This window comes from Sagittula stellata E-37, assembly GCF_039724765.1.
In the GTDB taxonomy this organism is placed as follows: Bacteria; Pseudomonadota; Alphaproteobacteria; order Rhodobacterales; family Rhodobacteraceae; genus Sagittula; species Sagittula stellata.
Genome location: NZ_CP155729.1, coordinates 3,001,857 through 3,021,373 on the forward strand (window position 1 = coordinate 3,001,857; position 19,517 = coordinate 3,021,373).

The window sequence follows — 19,517 nt, forward strand, 5'->3', positions numbered from 1 at the left end:
CCAGAAAGGACCGGGGGGTTACGGGGCGTGCAAAGATTCGACAGATATGTTCTGTCGCAACTGATGGTGCTTTTCGGATTTTTCGCGCTGGTGCTTGTGTCCGTCTACTGGGTGAACCGCGCCGTGGTCCTGTTCGACCGGCTCATCAACGACGGCCATTCCGCACGCATCGTGCTGGAATTCACCGCCCTGTCGCTGCCTGCGGTGATCGCGCTGGTGCTGCCCATGGCGACCTTCGCCGCGGCGGTCTACGTCACCAACCGGCTGTCGGGCGATTCCGAGCTGACGGTGGTCAAGGCCACCGGCTTCTCGCCATGGCGGCTCGCGCGGCCGGTGCTGGTCTTCGGCATCATGGTCACCCTGATGATGAGCGTCCTGACCCACGTGCTTGTGCCACAATCGCTCAAGCAGCTCAGGATGCGCGAACAGGAACTCTCCAGCTCCGTCTCGGCCCGGCTCCTGCGCGAAGGCACCTTCCTGCACCCCTCCAAGGGCATCACCTTCTACATCCGTGACATCACCCCCGAGGGCACGCTTCAGGACGTGCTGCTCTCGGACCGGCGGGAACCCGAACGCGAAGTCATCTACACCGCCGACCGCGCCTACCTGATCCGCGACGACGAAGGCCCGAAGATGGTCATGCTGGCGGGTCTCGCGCAGACCATGAACACGACCGACATGCGGCTTTCGACCACCAATTTCTCGGATTTCACGTACGACTTGACCGGGCTCATCACCGCCAGCCCGCAGAAGCGCCGCAAGCTCGATGCGATTCCCACCACCGAACTGCTGCTCAACACCGATGGTATCGCCGCGGAGACCGGCCAACAGATCGGCGAAGTGCTGGAAGAGGCGCACATGCGATTCCAGGGGCCGCTCCTGTGCGTCGTGGCGGCGCTGATCGGCTATTCCGCCCTGATGGTCGGGGTTTTTTCGCGCTTCGGCGTGACGCGGCAGATCGTCTTTGCCATCTTCCTGCTGGTCGTGGTCAAGCTGGTGGAAAGCGCGGTGACCGACCCGGTGGTGCGCAACCCCCGTCTCTGGCCGCTTGTCTATGCCCCCAGCGTCACCGGCCTCGCCTTCACGTGGATTCTGCTCTGGCAGGCCTCGCGTCCCTTCCGGCCGAAACGCCTTCGTGAAACGGAGGCCGCCGCGTGACCCTGCACTTCTACTACGCCCGCCGTTTCCTGTCGCTGTTCCTCGGCATCTTCGCCGTCTTCGCGCTGTTCCAGGGGCTGCTCGACCTGATCGACGAACTGCGCCAGCTTGGCGACGAGGTCAGCTTTGGCGAGACCCTGCAACTGGTCATCCTGAAACTGCCCGAGGGCCTGTACGAAATCCTGCCGCTGGTCATGATCCTGGCCACCGTGGCGATGTTTATCGGGCTGGCACGGTCCTCCGAACTGGTGGCGACCCGCGCCGCCGGGCGCTCGGGGCTGACCGCGCTCATGGCACCCGCCACCGTGGCGCTGCTGATCGGGGCGATCATCGTCGCCATGATGAACCCGATCGTCGCCGCCACCTCCAAGCGCTACGCCGACCTGCGCGAAACCTACGAATCCGGCAACACCTCCGCCGTCTCCTTCGGGCCCGAGGGCCTGTGGCTGCGGCAGGGCGGCGAAGACGGCCAGTCGGTGATCCGCGCGGCCCGCGCCAACCCGGAGGCGACAGAGCTTTACGACGTCTCAATCGTCACATACGCGCCCGACGGCGGTCCGGCGATGCGCATCCAGGCCGAAAGCGCGGCGCTCTCGGACGGCGCCTGGCACCTGACCGACGCCAAGGCCTGGCCGCTGACCCCGGGCCTCAACCCCGAACTCGGGGCGCGCCTGCACGTCGAGTACGAGCTTCCGTCCACCCTCACCCGGGAAAGCATCCGCGACCGGTTCGGACGGCCCTCCGCCGTCGCGATCTGGGACCTGCCGCAATTCATCGCGGGGCTCGAAGAGTCGGGCTTCTCGGCCCGCCGCCACATCGTATGGTATAACATGGAGCTGGCCCGTCCGCTGTTCCTCGTGGCCATGGTTCTGGTCGGAGCGGCCTTCACCATGCAGCCGACACGGCTTGCGCGCACCGGTCTGGCCGTGCTCTCTGCGGTGCTGCTTGGATTCGGGCTTTATTACGTGCGAAGCTTCGCGCAGATCATGGGGGAGAACGGCCAGCTCGCCCCGGTTGTCGCGGCCTGGGTGCCCCCCACCGCCTCGGTCCTGCTGGCCTTGGGACTGGTCCTGCACATGGAGGACGGATGACACGAGGAAGACGCATCGTGCCGCTGGCCACGCCCCCGGCGGGGCGCACGCCGGTCGCGCTGGCACGTGCTGCCGTTCGGGCCGCCGTTCGGGCCACTGCCTGCGCGGCGCTGTGGCTGGCGCCCCTGCCCGCCCTCATGGCATCGGCCACCCCGGTGGCGGCCCAGCAGACGGCGCAGGAGGACGACTCCCCCGCGCTTCTGGTGGCCGACAACGTGTTCATCGACGGCGAAGAGACGCTGGTCGCCACCGGCAACGTCGAGGCGCTGCAGGGCACGACCCGGCTGACGGCGTCGGCGATCACCTACGACCGCGCCAACGACCGGCTGCAGATCACCGGCCCGATCCGCATCACCGATCCCGAACAGGGCGTCATCATCCTCGCCTCCGAGGCAGAACTGGACGAAGGCTTCCGCAACGGCCTTTTGAAGGGCGCGCGCATGGTCATCGACCAGCAGCTTCAGCTTGCGGCGGTCGAGGCGCAGCGCGTCGATGGCCGCTACACGCAACTGCGTCGCGTCGCCGCCACCTCCTGCCAGGTCTGCGGCAAGAACCAGGTGCCGCTCTGGCAGATCCGCGCCGCCCGCGTGGTGCACGATCAGGAAGAGCGCCAGCTCTATTTCGACGACGCGCAGGTGCGCCTGCTCGACGTGCCGGTGTTCTGGCTGCCGCGCCTGCGCCTGCCCGATCCGACGCTCGACCGGGCGCGCGGCTTCCTGTTCCCGACCTTCACCTCCTCGACCCTGCTGGGGTTCGGCGTGAAGGTGCCGTATTTCATCCCCATCGGCGATCATCAGGACCTGACGCTCACCCCGCACCTGACGACGAAATCCCGCTCGCTCGAATTCCGTTATCGGCGTGCGTTCCGAAGCGGAAAACTGACACTGACCGGGGCGATGTCCTCCGACAGCTTCCGGGACGAACAGGTGCGCGGCTACCTCTTTGCCGACGGCGTCTTCAGCCTCCCGCGCGACTACACGCTGACATTCGCGCTGCGCTCCGTCTCGGACGACGCCTACCTCAACGACTACTCCATCCAGAACAGCGACCGTCTGGCCAGCACCGTGACCATGGCACGGGTGCGCACCGACCGCCGCATCAGCTTCGACCTGACCAGTTATCAGACCCTGCGCCAGTACGAGGCGAACGCCACGCAGCCCGGTCTCACCGCCGCGGTGCACACCGACCGGCGGTTCCTGTGGTCGCGCGTCCCGGGCGAATTCCGGCTGTCTCTGGCGGCCAGCGGCCTCTACCGGGAAAGCACGCTCGACGTCGACAGCAACGACGCCGACGACATCACCGACGGCCGCGACACCGCGCGGCTCAACATCGACGGAAGCTGGCGCGACCGCTGGACGCTCGGCCCCGGCTTCCGCCTGGGTCTCGAAGGCCATCTGTGGATCGACCACTACATCACCGACCAGGACGCCGCCGTCCCCGACCGGATCACCCGCTTCACCCCCGGCGCCGCGGTGGAACTGCGCTGGCCGCTGCAACGCAAGGGCCGCAACGGCGGACGCACCCTGCTGGAGCCGGTGGCCCAGATCGGCTGGGTCGGCGGATCGCGTGCGAAGAACGCCAACGAGGAATCGACCCGCGTCGAATTCGACGAAGCCAACCTTCTCTCGCTCTCCCGCTTCCCCGCCGCCGACCGGCGTGAACACGGCATGACCTTCGCCGCGGGCGTGCGCTGGATGCACGAGGCACCGGGCGGCTGGTCCGCCGCGCTGACCATGGGCCGTCTCTGGCGCGAGGATATCGACTCTGAATTCACCCGGTCCTCCGGTCTCGACAGCCTCGAAAGCGACTGGCTGATCGCCGGGCGCTTCGCCAACCCGCTGGGGATCACCCTGACGGCGCGCGGACTGCTCGACGAGGAAAACCGCTTCACCAAGGCCGAAGCCCGCGCCGGTTGGTCCAACACCCGCATGGACCTCGGCGCGTCTTACGTGCTGCTGGTCACCGATCCCGAGGAACTTCGCAACAAGGCCGTCTCCGAATGGACCTTCGACGGGCGCTACCGCGTGACCCGCCACTGGGAGACCTCGACCGAGGTTCGGTACGATCTTGCCGACCGCCGCCTTGACCGCGTGGGCCTCGGCTTGCAATACCGCAACGAATGCATCCAGGTAGATATCGGGGCGACACGCGAATTCGCCTCGGCCAACAACCTGGAGCCGTCCACGGACATCCAACTGACCGTCGCGCTGCACGGCTTCGGCGCCGACGACAGTGCCAAGGAGTATCGCCGCATATGTCGCTGAAAACCTCTCTTACCGCCGCCTCCCTCGCGCTCGGCATCGCCCTTGCGGCCGCGCAGGGCACACCCGTGGCGGCCCAGGGCCTCTTTTCTCCCGCCGTCATCGTGAACGAGCAGGTCATCACCGGCTACGAGCTGGAACAGCGCAAGCGCATGCTGCAGGTCATGCGGGCGCCCGGCGACCTCAACAAGGTGGCACGCGAACAGCTGATCGACGACCGTCTGCGCCTGCAGGCCGCCCGAGACGCCGGCATCCAGCCCTCCCCCGAAGAGCTTCTCGACGGGATGGAGGAATTCGCCAGCCGTGCCAGCCTGACCCGCGAACAGTTCACCCAGGCGCTGGCGCAGGCCGGTGTCGACGAAGAGACGTACCGCGACTTCGTCCGCGCGGGCCTGTCGTGGCGCATGCTGGTGCAGCAGCGCTTTGCCGGGCGGGCCAACGTGTCCGAGGACGAGGTCGACCGCGCCCTGTCCTCCGGCCAGAATGGCACCTCGACCGTGCGCGTCCTGTTGTCCGAGATCATCATGCCGATGCCCCCGGGCCAGGAAGAGGTGGTCCGCGAACGGGCCCAGCGCATCGCGCAGCTCGACGACACCGGCGCCTTCTCGGCGCAGGCCCGGCGCTTCTCGGCCACCGCCTCACGCGGGGCGGGCGGGCAACTGCCGTGGCGTTCGCTGTCCGAACTTCCGCCGCCGCTGCAACCCATCGTGCTGGGCCTCGCGCCGGGCGAAGTGTCGGACCCGATCCCGCTGCAGGGCGCCATGGCGCTCTTCCAGCTGCGCGCCATCGAGGAAGGCGAGTATCAGCCCCCCGCCACGGCCGCCGTCGAATACGCCGCCTACTACATCCCCGGCGGCCGCACGCCCGAGAACCTCGCCAAGGCGCAGGCCATCGCCGACAAGAGCGACCGCTGCGATGACCTTTACGCCGTGGCGCAGGGCCAGCCGCCGGAAGTGCTCGACCGCGGCACGCTGCCGGTGAACGAGATCCCCACCGACATCGCCTATGAGCTGTCGAAGCTCGATCCGGGCGAGGTTTCGACCGCGCTGACCCGCGCCGACGGCCAGACTCTGGTGCTGCTGATGCTCTGCGGACGGACCGCCGGTGTGGCCGAGGAAGAAGCGCCCGACCGCGAACAGGTCTTCGGCGCGCTGCGCAACCAGCGCATCGGATCTCTGGCCGACGGCTACCTGGCGCAGCTGCGCTCCGACGCCACGATCATCAACCAATGACGCGGGCCGGCACGCCTTCGGGCGACGCGTTTGGCGAAAGCGCCGAAAAGGTCGATCCCGTAGCCTCTCCGGGCGACAGCGAGGCGCCCGATGGCGGCGTGACCACGCGGCCCCGGCGCGCCACCTCCGACCCGGTGCCCGATCCGGAAACGGAACGGACCGACAGGGCCAAGGCGCCCACCGCCCCCATCGCCATGAGCTGCGGCGAACCGGCCGGCATCGGCCCGGAACTGGCGGAACGCGCGTGGGAGATCCTCGGCGACAGCCTGCCGTTCTTCTGGATCGGAGAGCCGTCGCACCTGCCCGGCACCGTGCCCCACGTGCTGCTGGCCGATCCCGGCGAGGCGGTGGAGGCCGCGTCGCGCGGACTGCCCGTGCTGCCGCTGCCCATGCCCGGCCCCCGTGTCCCGGGGGACCCTCAGGCGGCCCACGCGCCGGGCGTCATCCAGTCGATCGAGGCGGGCGTGCGCCACGTGCAGGACGGCCACGCCGCCGCGCTCTGCACCCTGCCGATCCACAAGCAGGCGCTGGCCGAAGGTGCCGGTTTCGCCTACCCCGGCCATACAGAGTTCCTCGCCCACCTGGGCGAGGTCGACGAGGTGGTGATGATGCTGGCCTCCGACCGCCTGCGGGTTGTGCCGGTGACCATCCACATCGCGCTGGCCGATGTGCCCGCCGCGCTTACCCCCGACCTGCTGGAGCGCCGCATCCGCATTACCCACGATGCGCTGGTGCGCCAGTTCGGCGTCGAGCAGCCGGTGCTGGCGGTCGCGGGGCTGAACCCCCACGCCGGAGAAGGCGGCCGCATGGGGCACGAGGACATGGAGCTGATCGCACCGGTGCTGGCGAAGCTGCGCGCCGAGGGCATGCTGCTGAACGGCCCCCTGCCCGCCGACACGATGTTCCACGCCCGCGCGCGCGAGGGTTACGACGCCGCGATCTGCATGTACCACGACCAGGCGCTGATCCCGATCAAGACGCTGGATTTCGACGAAGGGGTGAACGTGACCCTGGGCCTGCCGTTCGTGCGGACCTCTCCGGACCACGGCACCGCCTTCGACATCGCGGGCACCGGCATCGCCAACCCGACGTCCACCATCGCGGCGCTGCGCATGGCGGCCCGGCTGGCGCGCGGCTAGGGCTTTGCTTGCGCCGCGTTCCGCGTCGCCACGCGCAGGGGGGGCGCTGCCCCCCTGCACCCCCCGAGGTATTTGAGCCAAGATGAAGGGGCCGGTGGCGTCGGGCGGAGGTCTTCGGGCGCTTGACGCGCCCCGGCGGCTGGGCGAAGGAACCCCATGAGCCAGATCGACAACCTGCCCCCCCTGCGCGAGGTTATCGCGACCCACCAGCTTTCGGCGAAGAAGGCGCTGGGGCAGAACTTTCTTCTGGATCTGAATCTGACGGCGCGCATCGCGCGTATTCCCGGCGACCTGTCGCAAATGGATGTGCTCGAGGTCGGGCCCGGCCCCGGCGGGCTGACGCGGGGGTTGTTGTCCGGGGGGGCACGGCGGGTGCTGGCCATCGAGAAGGACGCGCGTTGTCTGCCGGCGCTGGCGGAGATCGCGGACGCCTATCCCGGGCGGCTGGAGGTGATCGAGGGCGACGCGTTGCAGATCGATCCGCTGGCGCATCTTGAGCCGCCCATCGCGATCTGCGCCAACCTGCCCTACAACGTCGGCACAGAACTGCTGACCCGCTGGCTTACGCCGCCCGAGTGGCCGCCGGTCTGGTCGTCGCTGACGCTGATGTTCCAGAAAGAGGTGGCGGAGCGGATCGTCGCCCAGCCGGGCGGCAAGGCCTACGGGCGGCTGGCGATCCTGTCGCAGTGGCGCACCGATGCGCGCATCGCGCTGACCCTGCCGCCGGGGGCTTTCACGCCGCCGCCGAAGGTCAGTTCCGCCGTTGTGCATCTGACCGCCCTGCCCGCGCCGCGCTATCCGGCAAACCCGAAGACGCTGGAACGGATCGTTGCCATGGCCTTCAACCAGCGTCGCAAGATGCTGCGCGCCGCGCTGAAGGGGGCCGCCCCGGACATCGAGGACCGGCTGCGGAGCGTCGGCATTCCGCCGACCGAGCGGGCGGAGCAGGTTTCTCTCGAGGCATTCTGCGCGCTGGCCCGCACCTTCGACCGGTGACTTCCGACCGGTGACCTCCCCGACACGCCTGTCGCCCTGACAGTCCAAAAAGAACGACGGCCGAGAACATGACGGTCAAAACGAAAAGACCCCGCCGGTTGGCGGGGCCTTCGTGAAAACCTGCGTGACGGGTCTATTCAGCGGCGTCCGGGGTGGCGTCGCCTGCGGGCGCTTCTGCTGCCGCGGGGGTCTCGCCCTCTGCCGCGTCCTTCTTGACCGGCTTCTTGCGGGTCGAGGGTTTGCGGGGCGCGCGCGGCTTTTTCGGTTTCGCCTCGGCGGCGGGGGCGTCGGACGCGGCCTCGGCCTTCACCGGTTCGGGCTGGGTTTCAGCGCGGCTTTCCGGCGTGTCCACGAGACCCGGGCCGTCGTCGTCGCCGCCGAAGTCCAGCACGTCGGGCTGGCGGTTGTCGGAGGTGTCGCGGCCGCGCGGTTCGTTCCGGGACTGGCCGCCACCGTTCTGACCATTGTTCTGACCGTTCTGGCCGTTGTTCTGGCCCCCGTTCTGGCCGTTATTCTGACCACCGTTCTGGCCGCCGGACGCGTTGCCGTCGTCGCCGCGGTCGTTGCCCTGGTCGTCGCCGCGCTGCGACCGATCACGGTCCCGCTGCGCCTGGCGTTCGCGGTTTTCCTTTTCCTGCTGTTCGCGGCGCTGGTCCTGCTCGCGCTGCGCTTCGCTCAGCATCCGCATGTAGTGTTCCGCGTGCTGCTGGAAGTTCTCCATGTTCACGCGGTCGTTCGCCAGGCCGGCGTCACGGGCCAGCTGGTTGTATTTGTCGATGATCTGCTGGGGCGTGCCACGTACCTTGCCCTCCGGACCGTTCGAATCGAACACCCGGTTGACGACGTTGCCCAGCGAATTGCTGCGGTTGCGGTTGTTCTTGTTCCGCGAGCGGGATTTGGAAGATCGCATAGGTTTATCTGGTCCAGCCTGTTGATACGGCTTGGTGACACTCGGGCGCGTCCTGCGCCAATCTCTGTCTTTGTCACCTTCATGTTGGCTTATCGTCAGCGGGAGCGGCGGATGCCGCTCAACAGCCAACTAAGCCTGAATAATCATATGGACCGCGGTTCGGCAAGCGCAAATGCCCGGAAAACGCCGAAATTTGCGTGGATAAGCCCTCAGAACGGCGAATTCACGCCAACGACGACCCTGTCGCGCCCGTCGATGTCGGGAATGACCCTGACACCGCGCAGTCCGGCGCGGGCGAAAAGCTTGCTGACCGCCATACCCTGCGTTGCACCGATCTCGGCGACCAGCCGTCCGCCGGGGGCCAGCCAGCGCGCGTGGCCCGCCAGGATGGCGTGATAGGCGGTCTGCCCGTCGGCCTCGTCGGTCAGGGCCAGACGCGGTTCGTGGTCCCGCACCTCGGGCGACAGGAAGGGCATTTCGTTCACCGCGATGTAAGGCGGATTGGACACGATCAGGTCGAAGAGTTCGTCCATCTGCCCGAGCGCGCCGTACCAGCTCCCTTCACAGAACTCCGCGCGGCCTTCCAGATTCAGCGCATTGCGGTTCCAGTGGGCGACGTTCAGCGCCGAGGCACTGACGTCGGTGCCGTAGCCCACCGCATCGTCGCGCTCTGCCAGAAGCGTCAGCAGGATGCAGCCCGACCCGGTGCCAAGGTCCAGCACCGTGCCGAAAGGTTCGGACAGCGCGACCTCGATCAGCGTCTCGGTCTCGGGGCGCGGGTCCAGCACCTCGGGCGTGACAAGGAAATCGCGCCCGTAGAAGGCCCGCCGCCCCACAAGATGACTGACCGGGACACGGTCGGCACGCCGCTCGATCAGCGTCAGATAGACGACCTCCAGCTCCGGATCGACCTCCTCGGGCAGGAACAGCGTCAGGCGGCCCGGGGGCACCTTCAAGACATGCGCCATCAGCCGCCGGGCGTCGCGCCCGGGATCGGCGACCTCGGCATCGGCCAGCCGCCGCGTGGCCTGCGACAGAAGGTCAGCGGCGCGCATGGCGGCCCCTCACCGTTTCAACGTCCAAGGGAAGCGCCATCACCCGTCCATCTCCGCCAGCAGCGCCGCCTGGTGTTCCGAGATCAGGGCGTCGATGATCTCGTCGAGGTCGCCGCCCATGATCGCGTCCAGCTTGTAGAGCGTCAGCCCGATCCGGTGGTCCGTCATCCGGCCCTGAGGAAAGTTGTAGGTGCGGATGCGCTCGCTCCGGTCGCCCGACCCCACCTGCGCCTTGCGGTCCGCCGAGCGCGCGGCATCCGCCTTCGACCGTTCCAGGTCGAACAGCCGCGTGCGCAGGACCTGCATGGCGATCTCGCGGTTGCGGTGCTGCGACTTCTCGGACGAGGTCACGACGATGCCGGTCGGCAGGTGGGTGATCCGCACCGCCGAATCCGTGGTGTTGACGTGCTGCCCGCCCGCGCCCGACGACCGCATGGTGTCGATCCGGATATCGGCGGCGGCGATGGCGATATCGACCTCCTCCGCCTCCGGCAGAACGGCCACCGTCGCGGCGGACGTGTGAATACGTCCGCCCGATTCCGTCTCCGGCACGCGCTGCACGCGGTGCACACCCGATTCGAACTTCAGCCGGGCAAAGACGCCTTCGCCCACGACCCGCACCACCAGTTCCTTCACGCCGCCCAGCTCTGACATCTGCTCTTCGATGACATCCCAACGCCAGCCGTGCGCCTCTGCGTAGCGCTGGTACATGCGCGCCAGGTCGCCCGCGAAAAGCGCCGCCTCGTCGCCGCCCGTGCCGGGCCGGATCTCCAGCACCGCCGGGCGCGCATCGGCTGCGTCCTTCGGCAGAAGCGCAAGCTGAACCGCCTTCTCCGCCGCGGGCAGTGCCGCGCGCAGGTCCGGCAACTCCTCTTCGGCCAGCGCGCGCATTTCCGGGTCCGCCAGCATTGCCTCGGCCTCCTCGATGTCGGAGGTCAGCCGTTCCCACTCCGCGATCTGGCGCACCACCGGGGACAGTTCGGCGAACTCGCGGCCAAGCGCCACGATGTCCCCGCCGCCGGTGGCCATCTGCGCCTCGACATATTCGAGCCGCGCCTTGATCTGGTGCAAACGGTCAGAAGGGATCATGGCGCCCTGATTGCCCGCAAACCGCAGGTGCGGTCAAGACGCTGCGGATTGACGCACCGCAATCACGTTGATATCAACTCAATGACAGCGACAGGAGACGGACATGAAGAACATCACGATCACCGCCTACGATTGGGTTCCGGATTTTGCACAGGGGCACGTCCGCGACCTGCGCGTCCGCTGGGCTCTGCGCGAGGCGGGGCTGCCCTACGACGTGACACTGATCGAACAGGGCCGGCAGACAGAGCCGGGACACCTCGCCCGCCAGCCCTTTGCACAGGTGCCGACGCTCGACGCGGACGAGGCCAGGCTGTTCGAAAGCGGGGCCATCGTCTGGCGCATCGCGGAACGGTCCCCGACCTTGATGCCCGAGGACGCCGCCGACCGCGACTCGGCCCTGTCGTGGTGCTTTTCCGCGCTGAACTCGGTCGAGCCCTTCGTGGCCCAGCTGACCTTCCTGTCGATCTTCGCGCAGGACAAGGAGGCCGCCGGGCGTCTCGTTCCGCAGATCACCGCGCTTGTCGAGCGCAAGCTCAAACGGCTGTCCGATGCGCTCGGCGACAAGGACTGGCTGGTCGCCGACCGCTTCACCGCAGCCGATGTCCTGATGGTGACGGTCCTGCGCGACGTGCCCGAAGTCACGCTTGCCGCCTACCCGGCACTCCGGGCCTATCGCGACCGTGGCACCGCGCGGCCCGCCTTTGCGGCAGCGCTCGCCGAACAGATGGCGCCCTTCGCGGAACACGCGCCGCGCTACGAAAAAGCGTCCTGAGAGGGACCGCCGGGGCGCGTCCTAGCTGTCGCGTCCCGCGCCCAGTTGTGCCAGCCAGCCCTCGACCCGGTCACGGTTCACGCCCATGTCGGAGCGCCCGAACCGCAACCGCGCCCAAAGCTCCAGCACGTCGCCATTCAGCTTGACCGTGGTGTAATCGGGAAAGCCCATCCATTTGGACCGGGTGACATAGGTCACCTGCCCGTCCGCCACGCTGCCGGCCAGCACATCTGTCCGGGGGGTGGCGAGGATGATTCCGTTCAGCCGTTCAAAGACCGCCTCGCCGCCGGGGATGCGCCGCCGCACCCCATCGGCCAGGTCCTGGTCCGCCGTGACATGCGGATCGACGTTCCAGTAGGCGGGGTCTGACGGCGCGAACCGGATCCACGCCAGCCCGCCGATGACGCACAGAACCGCAAGATAGAAGAATAAGCGCACGTCTCCACGTCCTTCCGGTATGACAGATTCTGCATCTGCACGGTTCGGCCCGATTCTGAAAGTGCCGGACGCGCCGGGTGGCGCGCCTTCGCCGATGCGCGGGCCTCAGCCGGAAACCGCCGACCGCTGGCGCCAGCCCCAGAGGCACAGGATCTCTGTCGCCACATGCGCCGCGGCCACAGCCGTCGCGCCGGTGGTGTCGAACGGCGGCGAGACCTCGACCACGTCGCCGCCCTTCAGGTCGAGCCCGGCAAGCCGCCGCAGGATCACCGCCGCCTGGTGGCTGCTCAGCCCGCCCCAGACCGGCGTCCCGGTGCCCGGCGCGAAGGCGGGGTCCAGCGCGTCGATGTCGAAGGTCAGGTAGCAGGGCGCCTGCCCCACGATCTCGTGCACCCGCTGCGCCACCTGCTCGGCGCCGATCTCGTGGACCTCGCGGGCGTCGATGATGTTGAAACCCAGCGTGTCGGGGTTGTCCGTCCGGATGCCGATCTGCACCGACCGCTCCGGCACGACGATCCCCTCCTTCGCCGCCTTGTACATGAACGTGCCATGATCCACCCGGTCGAAATCGTCGTCCGCCCAGGTGTCGGTGTGGGCGTCGAACTGGATCACGCTCAGCGGTCCGTGTTTCTTGGCATAGGCGCGCAGGCAGCCCCAGGTCACCGAGTGGTCGCCGCCAAGCGCCACACAGGCCGCGCCCGCGTCGAGGATGCCGCTCACATGCGCCTCGACCCGCGCCGGCACTTCTGAGGGCATGGCATAGTCCAGCGCCATGTCGCCGTAATCCGCGATGGCGAACTCCGACAGCACATCGAAATCCCAGCCATAGGGCTTGTCCATCGTCTGCAACAGCGACGCCTCGCGGATCGCGCGCGGACCCAGCCGGGTGCCGGGCCTGTTGGTCACCGCCTGGTCGAAGGGCAGCCCCGTCACCGCCACGTCCACGCCGGTCAGATCCTTGGTGTACTTGCGGCGCAGGAAGGACGGCGCCCCGGCAAAGACGTTCTCGAACGAGGGCCCTTTCAGGTCCTCGCGGGTGAACGCGTGGTCGATCTGCGTCTTCGCCTCTTCCAGACTCATGGGTCGCTCCTGTCTCTTCCCGTTCCGAGGTCACATGGCACGCGCGCCGCCGTCAAGCGCAACCGCGCGTAGGCCGGGCTTTCAGGCCGGCGCTGTCCTGACGCACGCCAGTTCTTAAAACACCTGACGCAACGTCATCCAAACGACAGATCAGCGGCGGGTGCAAAGGTTAACAACCGGCCGGTTCGCCCCCTTCAAACGGCCGGTTCACCCCTTACAGGGCGTCAGGAATGGTTAAATCCCGTCAAGACAGGTGAACGGCATTGTAGAACCCGCGCCACGCCGCACGAGATGCTGTGGCGCGCGGCGGATTAACCCTCCCGCGCGCCCCTGCAACGATCCCTTCACCCGGCGTTTTCGACAGCACGTTAACCGACGGGCAGCGCGCGCTCTACCAGGCGGGCGAAAAAGCTTGCCCCGACCGGCGCGATACGGTCGTTGAAGTCGTACTTGGGGTGGTGGCAGATCGGCGTATCGCCCTGCCCCAGGAACAGATACGCCCCGGGCCGCGCCTGCAGCATATAGGCGAAATCCTCGCCCGGCATGATCGGCGGCGTGTCCTCGTCGACCATGTCGGCCCCCACGACCTCGCGCGCCACCTCGGCGGCAAAGGCCGCCTGCTCGGGGTGGTTGATCGTGGGCGGATAACCGTCCTCGTAGACCAGCTCCGCCGTGCAGCCGAAGCTGCGGGCCTGGAACTCCACGATCTCCGCCAGACGCGATTTCACCGTCGCCTGGGCGTCCGTGTCGTAGTAGCGCACCGTGCCGTTCAGCATGGCCGTTTCCGGCACGATGTTCATGGCCGATCCGGTGTGGATCTGCGTGACGCTAACCACCACCCGGTCAAGCGCGCTCAGGTTCCGGCCAAGGATCGTCTGGATCGACATCACCATCGACGCCGCTGCGACAACCGGGTCCACGGTGTTCTGCGGCTGTGCGCCGTGACCCCCTATACCCTTGATATGAACGGTGAACTCATCGACGCCCGCCAGAAGCGCGCCGTGGTTGGTGTTCAGCGATCCTTCGGGCGCGCCCGGGGAATTGTGGATGCCAAAGACCTCTTCGATGTCGAAGCGGTCCATGATTCCCTCTTCGACCATGATCCGGCCGCCGCCTTCGTTTTCCTCCGCCGGCTGAAAGATCAGCGCCACGCGACCGGCGAAATTCCGGGTTTCGGAAAGATACTTTCCAGCGCCCAGCAACATCGTCGTGTGGCCGTCGTGTCCGCAGGTGTGCGCCAGACCCGGCACGGTGGAGGCGTATTCCGTCCCCGACAGGTCGTCCATCGGCAGCGCATCCATGTCGGCCCTGAGCCCGATGGTACGGCCCGGCGCGCGCCCCTCGATGATCGCCACGACACCCGACCGGGCAATGCCCTCGTGAATCTCCGTGATCCCGAATTCCTTCAACTTTTCAACGATGAAGGCGGCTGTCTTAAAGCAGTCCAGCCCCAGTTCCGGAGTCCGGTGAAGATGTCGACGCCATCCTGTCATCTCCTCTTCCAGCGCCGAAATCGAATTCACGATGGCCATATGCGGCCTCCCTAACAGTGTTCAATTGCCGCGCACACTGCGTCGGTTTGCGCCAACATGGAAGACTCGGTATAGCGTCAACCGTTCATTAAATACTATTTATGCACCTATAGCGCGGGTTGTGGCGCGAAAAGGATCACGATGCGTGTCTGCGTTCTACCAGTCGTGCAAAGTAACTTGCCCCTATGACAGCCGCCTCGTCGTTGAAGTCGAACTCCGGATGGTGCACCGATGGGCCAAGCCCCTGCCCAAGAAAGAGAAAACTGCCGGGCCGCGCTTCCAGCATGTAGGAAAAGTCCTCCGCCCCCATTTCCGGCGGCAGGTCGTCGATCACCTGCCCGGACACCTCCCGCGCCACATCGACCGCGAATCCCGTCTGCTCCGGGTGATTCACCGTCGGCGGATAGTTGCGATGGTAGTCGAGTTCCGCCTCAACGCCGTGCATCGCCGCAGCCCCCGCCACGATGTCCCTGATCCGCTGCTCCACCCGGTCGCGCACTTCAGGCGACAGGCTGCGCACCGTGCCCCCCAGCGTCACCGTGTCCGGCACCACGTTCGGCGCCGTTCCGCCGTGGAATTGCGTGACCGCCACCACGAGGCTTTCGAGCGGATCGAACGTCCGTGGCAGCGCCTGCAAGGCGTGCGCGACGGCCAACGCACAGGGCATCGGGTCGCGGCATTCGTGCGGATAGGCCGCGTGGCCGCCCTTGCCCCGCACCGTCAGCGCATAGTCGTCCACCGCCGCCATGACGGACCCGGGATTGGTGCGGAAGACGCCTAGCTCGGCAAAGGGATCGGTGTGCAGGGCAAAGACCTCCTCCACTCCATGCCGGTCGAAAACCCCATCCTCCACCATCAGGCGCGCGCCGCCGACGGTCTCTTCGGCGGGCTGGAAAAGGAGGATCACCTTCCCCCTGAAAGCCCTTGTTTCGCATAGGTATTTCGCCGCGCCCAGCAGCATCGCGGTGTGCCCGTCGTGACCGCAGGCGTGCATCTGCCCATCGACGCGCGACGCCCATTCGGCACCCGTCGCCTCCTGTATCGGCAAAGCATCCATGTCGGCCCTGAGTGCCGTCACCGGACCCGGCCCGCAGTCGATCACCGCGACGACGCCGCTTTCCGCGATGCCGGTCTCGATCCGGTCGACCCCGAATTCCTTCAGCCGGTCCACCACGAAGGCCGCCGTCTTGTGACACGCGAGGCTCAGCTCCGGGTTCATGTGGAGGTGCCGCCGCCAGCCGGCCATCTCCTCCGCGAACCCGGCAATCCTGTTCACCACCACCATCGTCTGGACTCCTTCCGTCCGATCCCGCACACCAAAGCGAAACCCCAGCCGAGGGAGAAAGGCAATGACAGACCTGATCCACGACCCGAATGGCGGGATGCCGCGCCTGCTGGAGATCATGCGCCGCCTGCGCGATCCCGAAACCGGCTGCCCGTGGGACCTGGAGCAGGACTTTGCCAGCATTGCGCCCTACACCATCGAAGAGGCCTACGAGGTCGCCGACGCCATCGACCGCAAGACCTGGGACGAGCTGAAGGGCGAGCTGGGCGACCTGCTATTCCAGTCGGTTTTCCACGCGCAAATGGCCGAAGAGAAAGGGCTTTTCTCATTCGACGAGGTGGCCGACACGATGTCGGACAAGATGGTCGCCCGTCATCCGCACGTCTTCGGCGACGAAAGCCGCGACAAGTCCGCCGACCAGCAGACCCTCGACTGGGAAAAGATCAAGGCCGCCGAACGCGCGTCGAAGGCGCAGAAAGGCACGCTGGACGGCGTTGCACTGGGACTGCCCGCCCTGATGCGCGCCGTGAAGCTCCAGAAGCGCGCCGCACGGGTGGGCTTCGACTGGCCCGACGCGGGGCACGTCATGGACAAGCTGGTGGAGGAACTGGAGGAAATCCGCCAAGCGGAGGACAAGGATCAGCAGATCGAGGAATTCGGCGACATGCTGTTCGTCGTGGCCAACCTTGCCCGCCATCTCGACATCGACCCGGAGGCGGCGCTGCGGGCTGCCAATGGCAAGTTCACCCGCCGGTTCAAATACATAGAAGATCGCCTGTCACAGGATGGGCGCCGCCCGGAGGACAGCGACCTTGCCGAAATGGACAGGCTCTGGGACGCGGCCAAAGCGCAGGAAAAAGCCTGAGCGTTACCGTCGGGTATTGACTGATGTTTTTTGTCGGGTTCTAACGCCCGCATCAGGAAACGCTCCGAAAGGATCTGCAATGTTCATTCGCGCCACCACCGCACTGACCTGTCTTGCCATGGCCACACCCGTGATGGCCCAGGAAGTCAACGTCTACAGCTACCGCCAGCCTGAACTTCTGGCACCGCTGACCGAGGCCTTCACCGAAGAGACCGGCATCAAGGTCAACGTCGCCTTTCTCGAACAGGGGATGGTCGAACGCCTGCAGGCCGAGGGTCGGCGCTCTCCGGCAGACGTCGTTCTGACGGTCGATATCTCGCGGTTGAACGCCGTCGTCGCGGCCGGTGTCACCCAGCCTGTCGAAAGCGACACGCTGATGAAGAACGTGCCGGCCATCTACCACGATCCGGACAAGCAGTGGTGGGGCCTCACCACCCGCGCCCGCGTCGTCTATGCCTCGAAAGAGCGCGTGGCTGAGGGCGAAGTGACCACCTACGAGGATCTCGCCGATCCGAAGTGGAAAGGCCGCATCTGCACCCGGTCCGGCACCCATGCCTACAACGTGGCGCTCGTCAGCGCGATGCTGGTTCACCACGGCGAAGAGTACACGCGAGAGTGGCTCGAAGGCGTGAAGGCCAACCTCGCCCGCAAGCCGCAGGGCAACGACCGCGCGCAGGTCAAGGCGATCTGGGCCGGCGAGTGCGACATCAGCCTCGGCAACACCTACTACATGGGCCAGATGCTGAACGACCCGGAACAGAAGGAATGGGCGGATTCGGTCGACATCGTGTTCCCGACCTTCGAGGAGTCCGGCACGCATGTGAACATCTCCGGCGTGGCAATGACCGCCGCCGCTCCGAACAAGGAGAACGCGCTGAAACTCATGGAATTCCTGACGTCGCCGAAGGCGCAGGAGATCTACGCAGAAGCGAACTACGAATACCCGATCGCACCCGGCGCAGAGCCGGCGGAACTGGTCGAGAGCTGGGGCACCTTCACCCCGGACGAAACCAACCTGATGACCATCGCGGGCGAACGGTCGGCGGCGCTCAAACTGATCGAGGAAGTCGACTTCGACGGCTGATCGCCGACACACGATGAGCGCGGCCCGGACCTGCCCTCACGCGGTCCGGGCACGCATCGTCAGACCTGTGTCCGAAGCAACGAAAGGGGCGCCACCCGACGGGTCGGCGCCCCTTTTTTCGTGTCCACCAAAGCACATGACCACCGTGTATGGCCTTGCGGCCGGGTATGGTGGGCGGGGCGATGCCGCAGGCGAGCGCCGTCCCCATCCCAAACCTTCCCCCAAAAGAAAACGGCGCCCCCGAGGGAGCGCCGCAAAACCACGTCCGAAGATAGCGCTTACTGCGCTTCGGTGATGAACTTCACCGCGTCGCCGAAGGTCTGGATGGTCTCGGCCGCGTCGTCCGGGATCTCGATGCCGAACTCTTCTTCGAACGCCATCACCAGCTCAACGGTGTCGAGGCTGTCCGCGCCGAGGTCGTCGATGAACGACGCCGATTCGACGACCTTGTCCTCGTCAACGCTCAGGTGCTCGACCACAATTTTCTTCACGCGATCTGCGATGTCGCTCATGTTCTTTCCTCACAAGTCTGTGGGCTACTCAAAACCCAGTTTGCCCGACCCCGCGGCGGACTTTCGTTGCCCGTTTGGCGGGCGGCTCGATCTACCGGGGTCGCCCCGGATCCCGGCGCGCAAAGCTGCGGACCGGCCTGTAAATCAGTGCGGCCTATAGCACAGGCGGCGGGGATGGCAAATGCTTTCCCGTGCCGCCGCGCAGAAGGCCGCCGCGCAAATCACAGCATCGCCATTCCGCCGTTCACGTGAAGCGTGGCGCCTGTGACATAGGCAGCCTCGGGGCTGGCCAGGTAGAGAACCGCCGCCGCGACTTCCTCGGACGTGCCCATGCGACCCGCAGGAATCTGGTTGAGGATTGCGCCCTTCTGGTCCTCGTTCAGTTTGTCGGTCATCGCCGTCTCGATGAAGCCCGGCGCCACCGCGTTCACCGTGATCCCACGGCTGGCGACCTCGTAGGCCAGCGATTTCGACATGCCGACGAGCCCCGCCTTGGCGGCAGCATAGTTGCCTTGCCCCGGGTTGCCCGTGGCACCCACCACCGACGAGATGTTCACGATCCGGCCCCAGCGCGCCTTCATCATGCCGCGCAGCACGCCCTTGCACAGCCGGAAGGTGGAGGTGAGGTTCACTTCCAGCACCTGTGCCCATTCCTCTTCGGACATGCGCATGAAGAGGTTGTCGCGGGTGATCCCCGCATTGTTCACCAGGATGTCGAGGCTGCCCATCGCTTCGACCGCCTGTTTGGGCAGAGCGTTCACCGCATCGGCGTCAGACAGGTTGCAGGGCAGCACATGCGCGCGCGCACCCAGTTCTGCCGCCAGCGCCTCAAGAGGTTCGGTACGTGTGCCCGAAAGCCCCACCGTGGCCCCCGCGCCGTGCAGTGCCTTCGCGACCGCGCCGCCAATGCCCCCCGATGCGCCGGTCACCAGCGCCGTCTTGCCTGTCAGATCGAACATGACCCTCGTCTCCTTCGGACTTCATTTCGCTCCGGTTATCAGCCGGACGCACACTTCGC

Annotated in this window: 18 protein-coding genes; 9 read left to right on the plus strand and 9 right to left on the minus strand. The window is 66.8% G+C overall.

The features are described from left to right. Nucleotides 1–27: 27 nt before the first annotated feature. The 6 genes from lptF to rsmA all read left to right on the plus strand — a co-directional run bounded on the left by lptF (nucleotide 28) and on the right by rsmA (nucleotide 7,877). Nucleotides 28–1,158 (plus strand): LPS export ABC transporter permease LptF, encoded by a 1,131-nt coding sequence (lptF, locus tag ABFK29_RS14230; protein WP_005855979.1) that lies wholly within the window; start codon nucleotides 28–30, stop codon nucleotides 1,156–1,158. Next, nucleotides 1,155–2,249 (plus strand): LPS export ABC transporter permease LptG, encoded by a 1,095-nt coding sequence (gene lptG, locus ABFK29_RS14235; protein WP_005855981.1) that lies wholly within the window; start codon nucleotides 1,155–1,157, stop codon nucleotides 2,247–2,249. The genes lptF and lptG overlap by 4 nt, the downstream gene beginning before the upstream one ends. Continuing rightward, nucleotides 2,246–4,513, plus strand: coding sequence for an LPS-assembly protein LptD (locus ABFK29_RS14240; protein ID WP_005855982.1), 2,268 nt, complete (start codon nucleotides 2,246–2,248; stop codon nucleotides 4,511–4,513). The genes lptG and ABFK29_RS14240 overlap by 4 nt, the downstream gene beginning before the upstream one ends. Beyond that, nucleotides 4,504–5,742 (plus strand): peptidylprolyl isomerase, encoded by a 1,239-nt coding sequence (locus ABFK29_RS14245; protein WP_005855983.1) that lies wholly within the window; start codon nucleotides 4,504–4,506, stop codon nucleotides 5,740–5,742. The genes ABFK29_RS14240 and ABFK29_RS14245 overlap by 10 nt, the downstream gene beginning before the upstream one ends. A gap of 194 nt (nucleotides 5,743–5,936) precedes the next feature. Continuing rightward, entirely contained in the window at nucleotides 5,937–6,881 is a 945-nt protein-coding gene (gene pdxA, locus ABFK29_RS14250; RefSeq protein ID WP_040604220.1) for a 4-hydroxythreonine-4-phosphate dehydrogenase PdxA, read from the plus strand. A gap of 156 nt (nucleotides 6,882–7,037) precedes the next feature. Continuing rightward, the gene (gene rsmA / locus ABFK29_RS14255) at nucleotides 7,038–7,877 is read left to right on the plus strand and encodes a 16S rRNA (adenine(1518)-N(6)/adenine(1519)-N(6))-dimethyltransferase RsmA (RefSeq protein ID WP_005855987.1); all 840 of its coding nucleotides are present in this window, start codon (nucleotides 7,038–7,040) and stop codon (nucleotides 7,875–7,877) included. Between the two features lie 133 nt (nucleotides 7,878–8,010). Here the strand turns inward: rsmA and ABFK29_RS14260 are convergent, their stop codons facing one another. The 3 genes from ABFK29_RS14260 to prfA form a co-directional block, all read right to left on the minus strand. Continuing rightward, nucleotides 8,011–8,787 (minus strand): DUF4167 domain-containing protein, encoded by a 777-nt coding sequence (locus ABFK29_RS14260; RefSeq protein ID WP_005855988.1) that lies wholly within the window; start codon nucleotides 8,785–8,787, stop codon nucleotides 8,011–8,013. A gap of 209 nt (nucleotides 8,788–8,996) precedes the next feature. Then, a complete protein-coding gene (gene prmC / locus ABFK29_RS14265; RefSeq protein ID WP_005855990.1) occupies nucleotides 8,997–9,842 on the minus strand; it encodes a peptide chain release factor N(5)-glutamine methyltransferase in 846 nt (281 codons plus the stop codon). Nucleotides 9,843–9,881: 39 nt separating this feature from the next. After that, complete coding sequence (gene prfA / locus ABFK29_RS14270) at nucleotides 9,882–10,931, minus strand: peptide chain release factor 1 (protein ID WP_005855992.1); 1,050 nt, start codon at nucleotides 10,929–10,931, stop codon at nucleotides 9,882–9,884. A gap of 103 nt (nucleotides 10,932–11,034) precedes the next feature. Here prfA and ABFK29_RS14275 point away from each other — a divergent pair, with 103 nt between their 5' ends. Beyond that, a complete protein-coding gene (locus ABFK29_RS14275) occupies nucleotides 11,035–11,703 on the plus strand; it encodes a glutathione S-transferase family protein (protein WP_005855994.1) in 669 nt (222 codons plus the stop codon). A gap of 21 nt (nucleotides 11,704–11,724) precedes the next feature. Here ABFK29_RS14275 and ABFK29_RS14280 read toward each other — a convergent pair whose 3' ends face one another. The 4 genes from ABFK29_RS14280 to ABFK29_RS14295 all read right to left on the minus strand — a co-directional run bounded on the left by ABFK29_RS14280 (nucleotide 11,725) and on the right by ABFK29_RS14295 (nucleotide 16,038). Continuing rightward, entirely contained in the window at nucleotides 11,725–12,141 is a 417-nt protein-coding gene (locus tag ABFK29_RS14280; RefSeq protein WP_005855995.1) for a DUF1499 domain-containing protein, read from the minus strand. 105 nt (nucleotides 12,142–12,246) lie between these two features. Then, nucleotides 12,247–13,221 (minus strand): agmatinase, encoded by a 975-nt coding sequence (gene speB, locus ABFK29_RS14285; RefSeq protein WP_005855997.1) that lies wholly within the window; start codon nucleotides 13,219–13,221, stop codon nucleotides 12,247–12,249. 368 nt (nucleotides 13,222–13,589) lie between these two features. Next, complete coding sequence (locus ABFK29_RS14290; RefSeq protein ID WP_005855999.1) at nucleotides 13,590–14,753, minus strand: M20 aminoacylase family protein; 1,164 nt, start codon at nucleotides 14,751–14,753, stop codon at nucleotides 13,590–13,592. A 136-nt stretch (nucleotides 14,754–14,889) separates the two neighbouring features. Beyond that, the gene (locus ABFK29_RS14295) at nucleotides 14,890–16,038 is read right to left on the minus strand and encodes an amidohydrolase (protein WP_005856001.1); all 1,149 of its coding nucleotides are present in this window, start codon (nucleotides 16,036–16,038) and stop codon (nucleotides 14,890–14,892) included. 64 nt (nucleotides 16,039–16,102) lie between these two features. Between ABFK29_RS14295 and mazG the strand changes: the two genes are divergently transcribed. Both mazG and ABFK29_RS14305 read left to right on the plus strand, forming a co-directional pair. Then, nucleotides 16,103–16,903 (plus strand): nucleoside triphosphate pyrophosphohydrolase, encoded by an 801-nt coding sequence (mazG, locus tag ABFK29_RS14300; RefSeq protein WP_005856003.1) that lies wholly within the window; start codon nucleotides 16,103–16,105, stop codon nucleotides 16,901–16,903. A gap of 79 nt (nucleotides 16,904–16,982) precedes the next feature. Beyond that, a complete protein-coding gene (locus ABFK29_RS14305) occupies nucleotides 16,983–17,987 on the plus strand; it encodes a Fe(3+) ABC transporter substrate-binding protein (RefSeq protein WP_005856005.1) in 1,005 nt (334 codons plus the stop codon). A gap of 278 nt (nucleotides 17,988–18,265) precedes the next feature. Here ABFK29_RS14305 and ABFK29_RS14310 read toward each other — a convergent pair whose 3' ends face one another. Then, nucleotides 18,266–18,499 carry an acyl carrier protein gene (locus ABFK29_RS14310; protein WP_005856007.1) on the minus strand — a complete coding sequence of 78 codons (234 nt, stop codon included), beginning with the start codon at nucleotides 18,497–18,499 and terminating at the stop codon, nucleotides 18,266–18,268. Between the two features lie 221 nt (nucleotides 18,500–18,720). Beyond that, nucleotides 18,721–19,458: a 3-oxoacyl-ACP reductase FabG gene (gene fabG, locus ABFK29_RS14315; protein WP_005856009.1), complete on the minus strand. Its 738-nt coding sequence runs from the start codon at nucleotides 19,456–19,458 to the stop codon at nucleotides 18,721–18,723. Nucleotides 19,459–19,517: the final 59 nt, after the last annotated feature.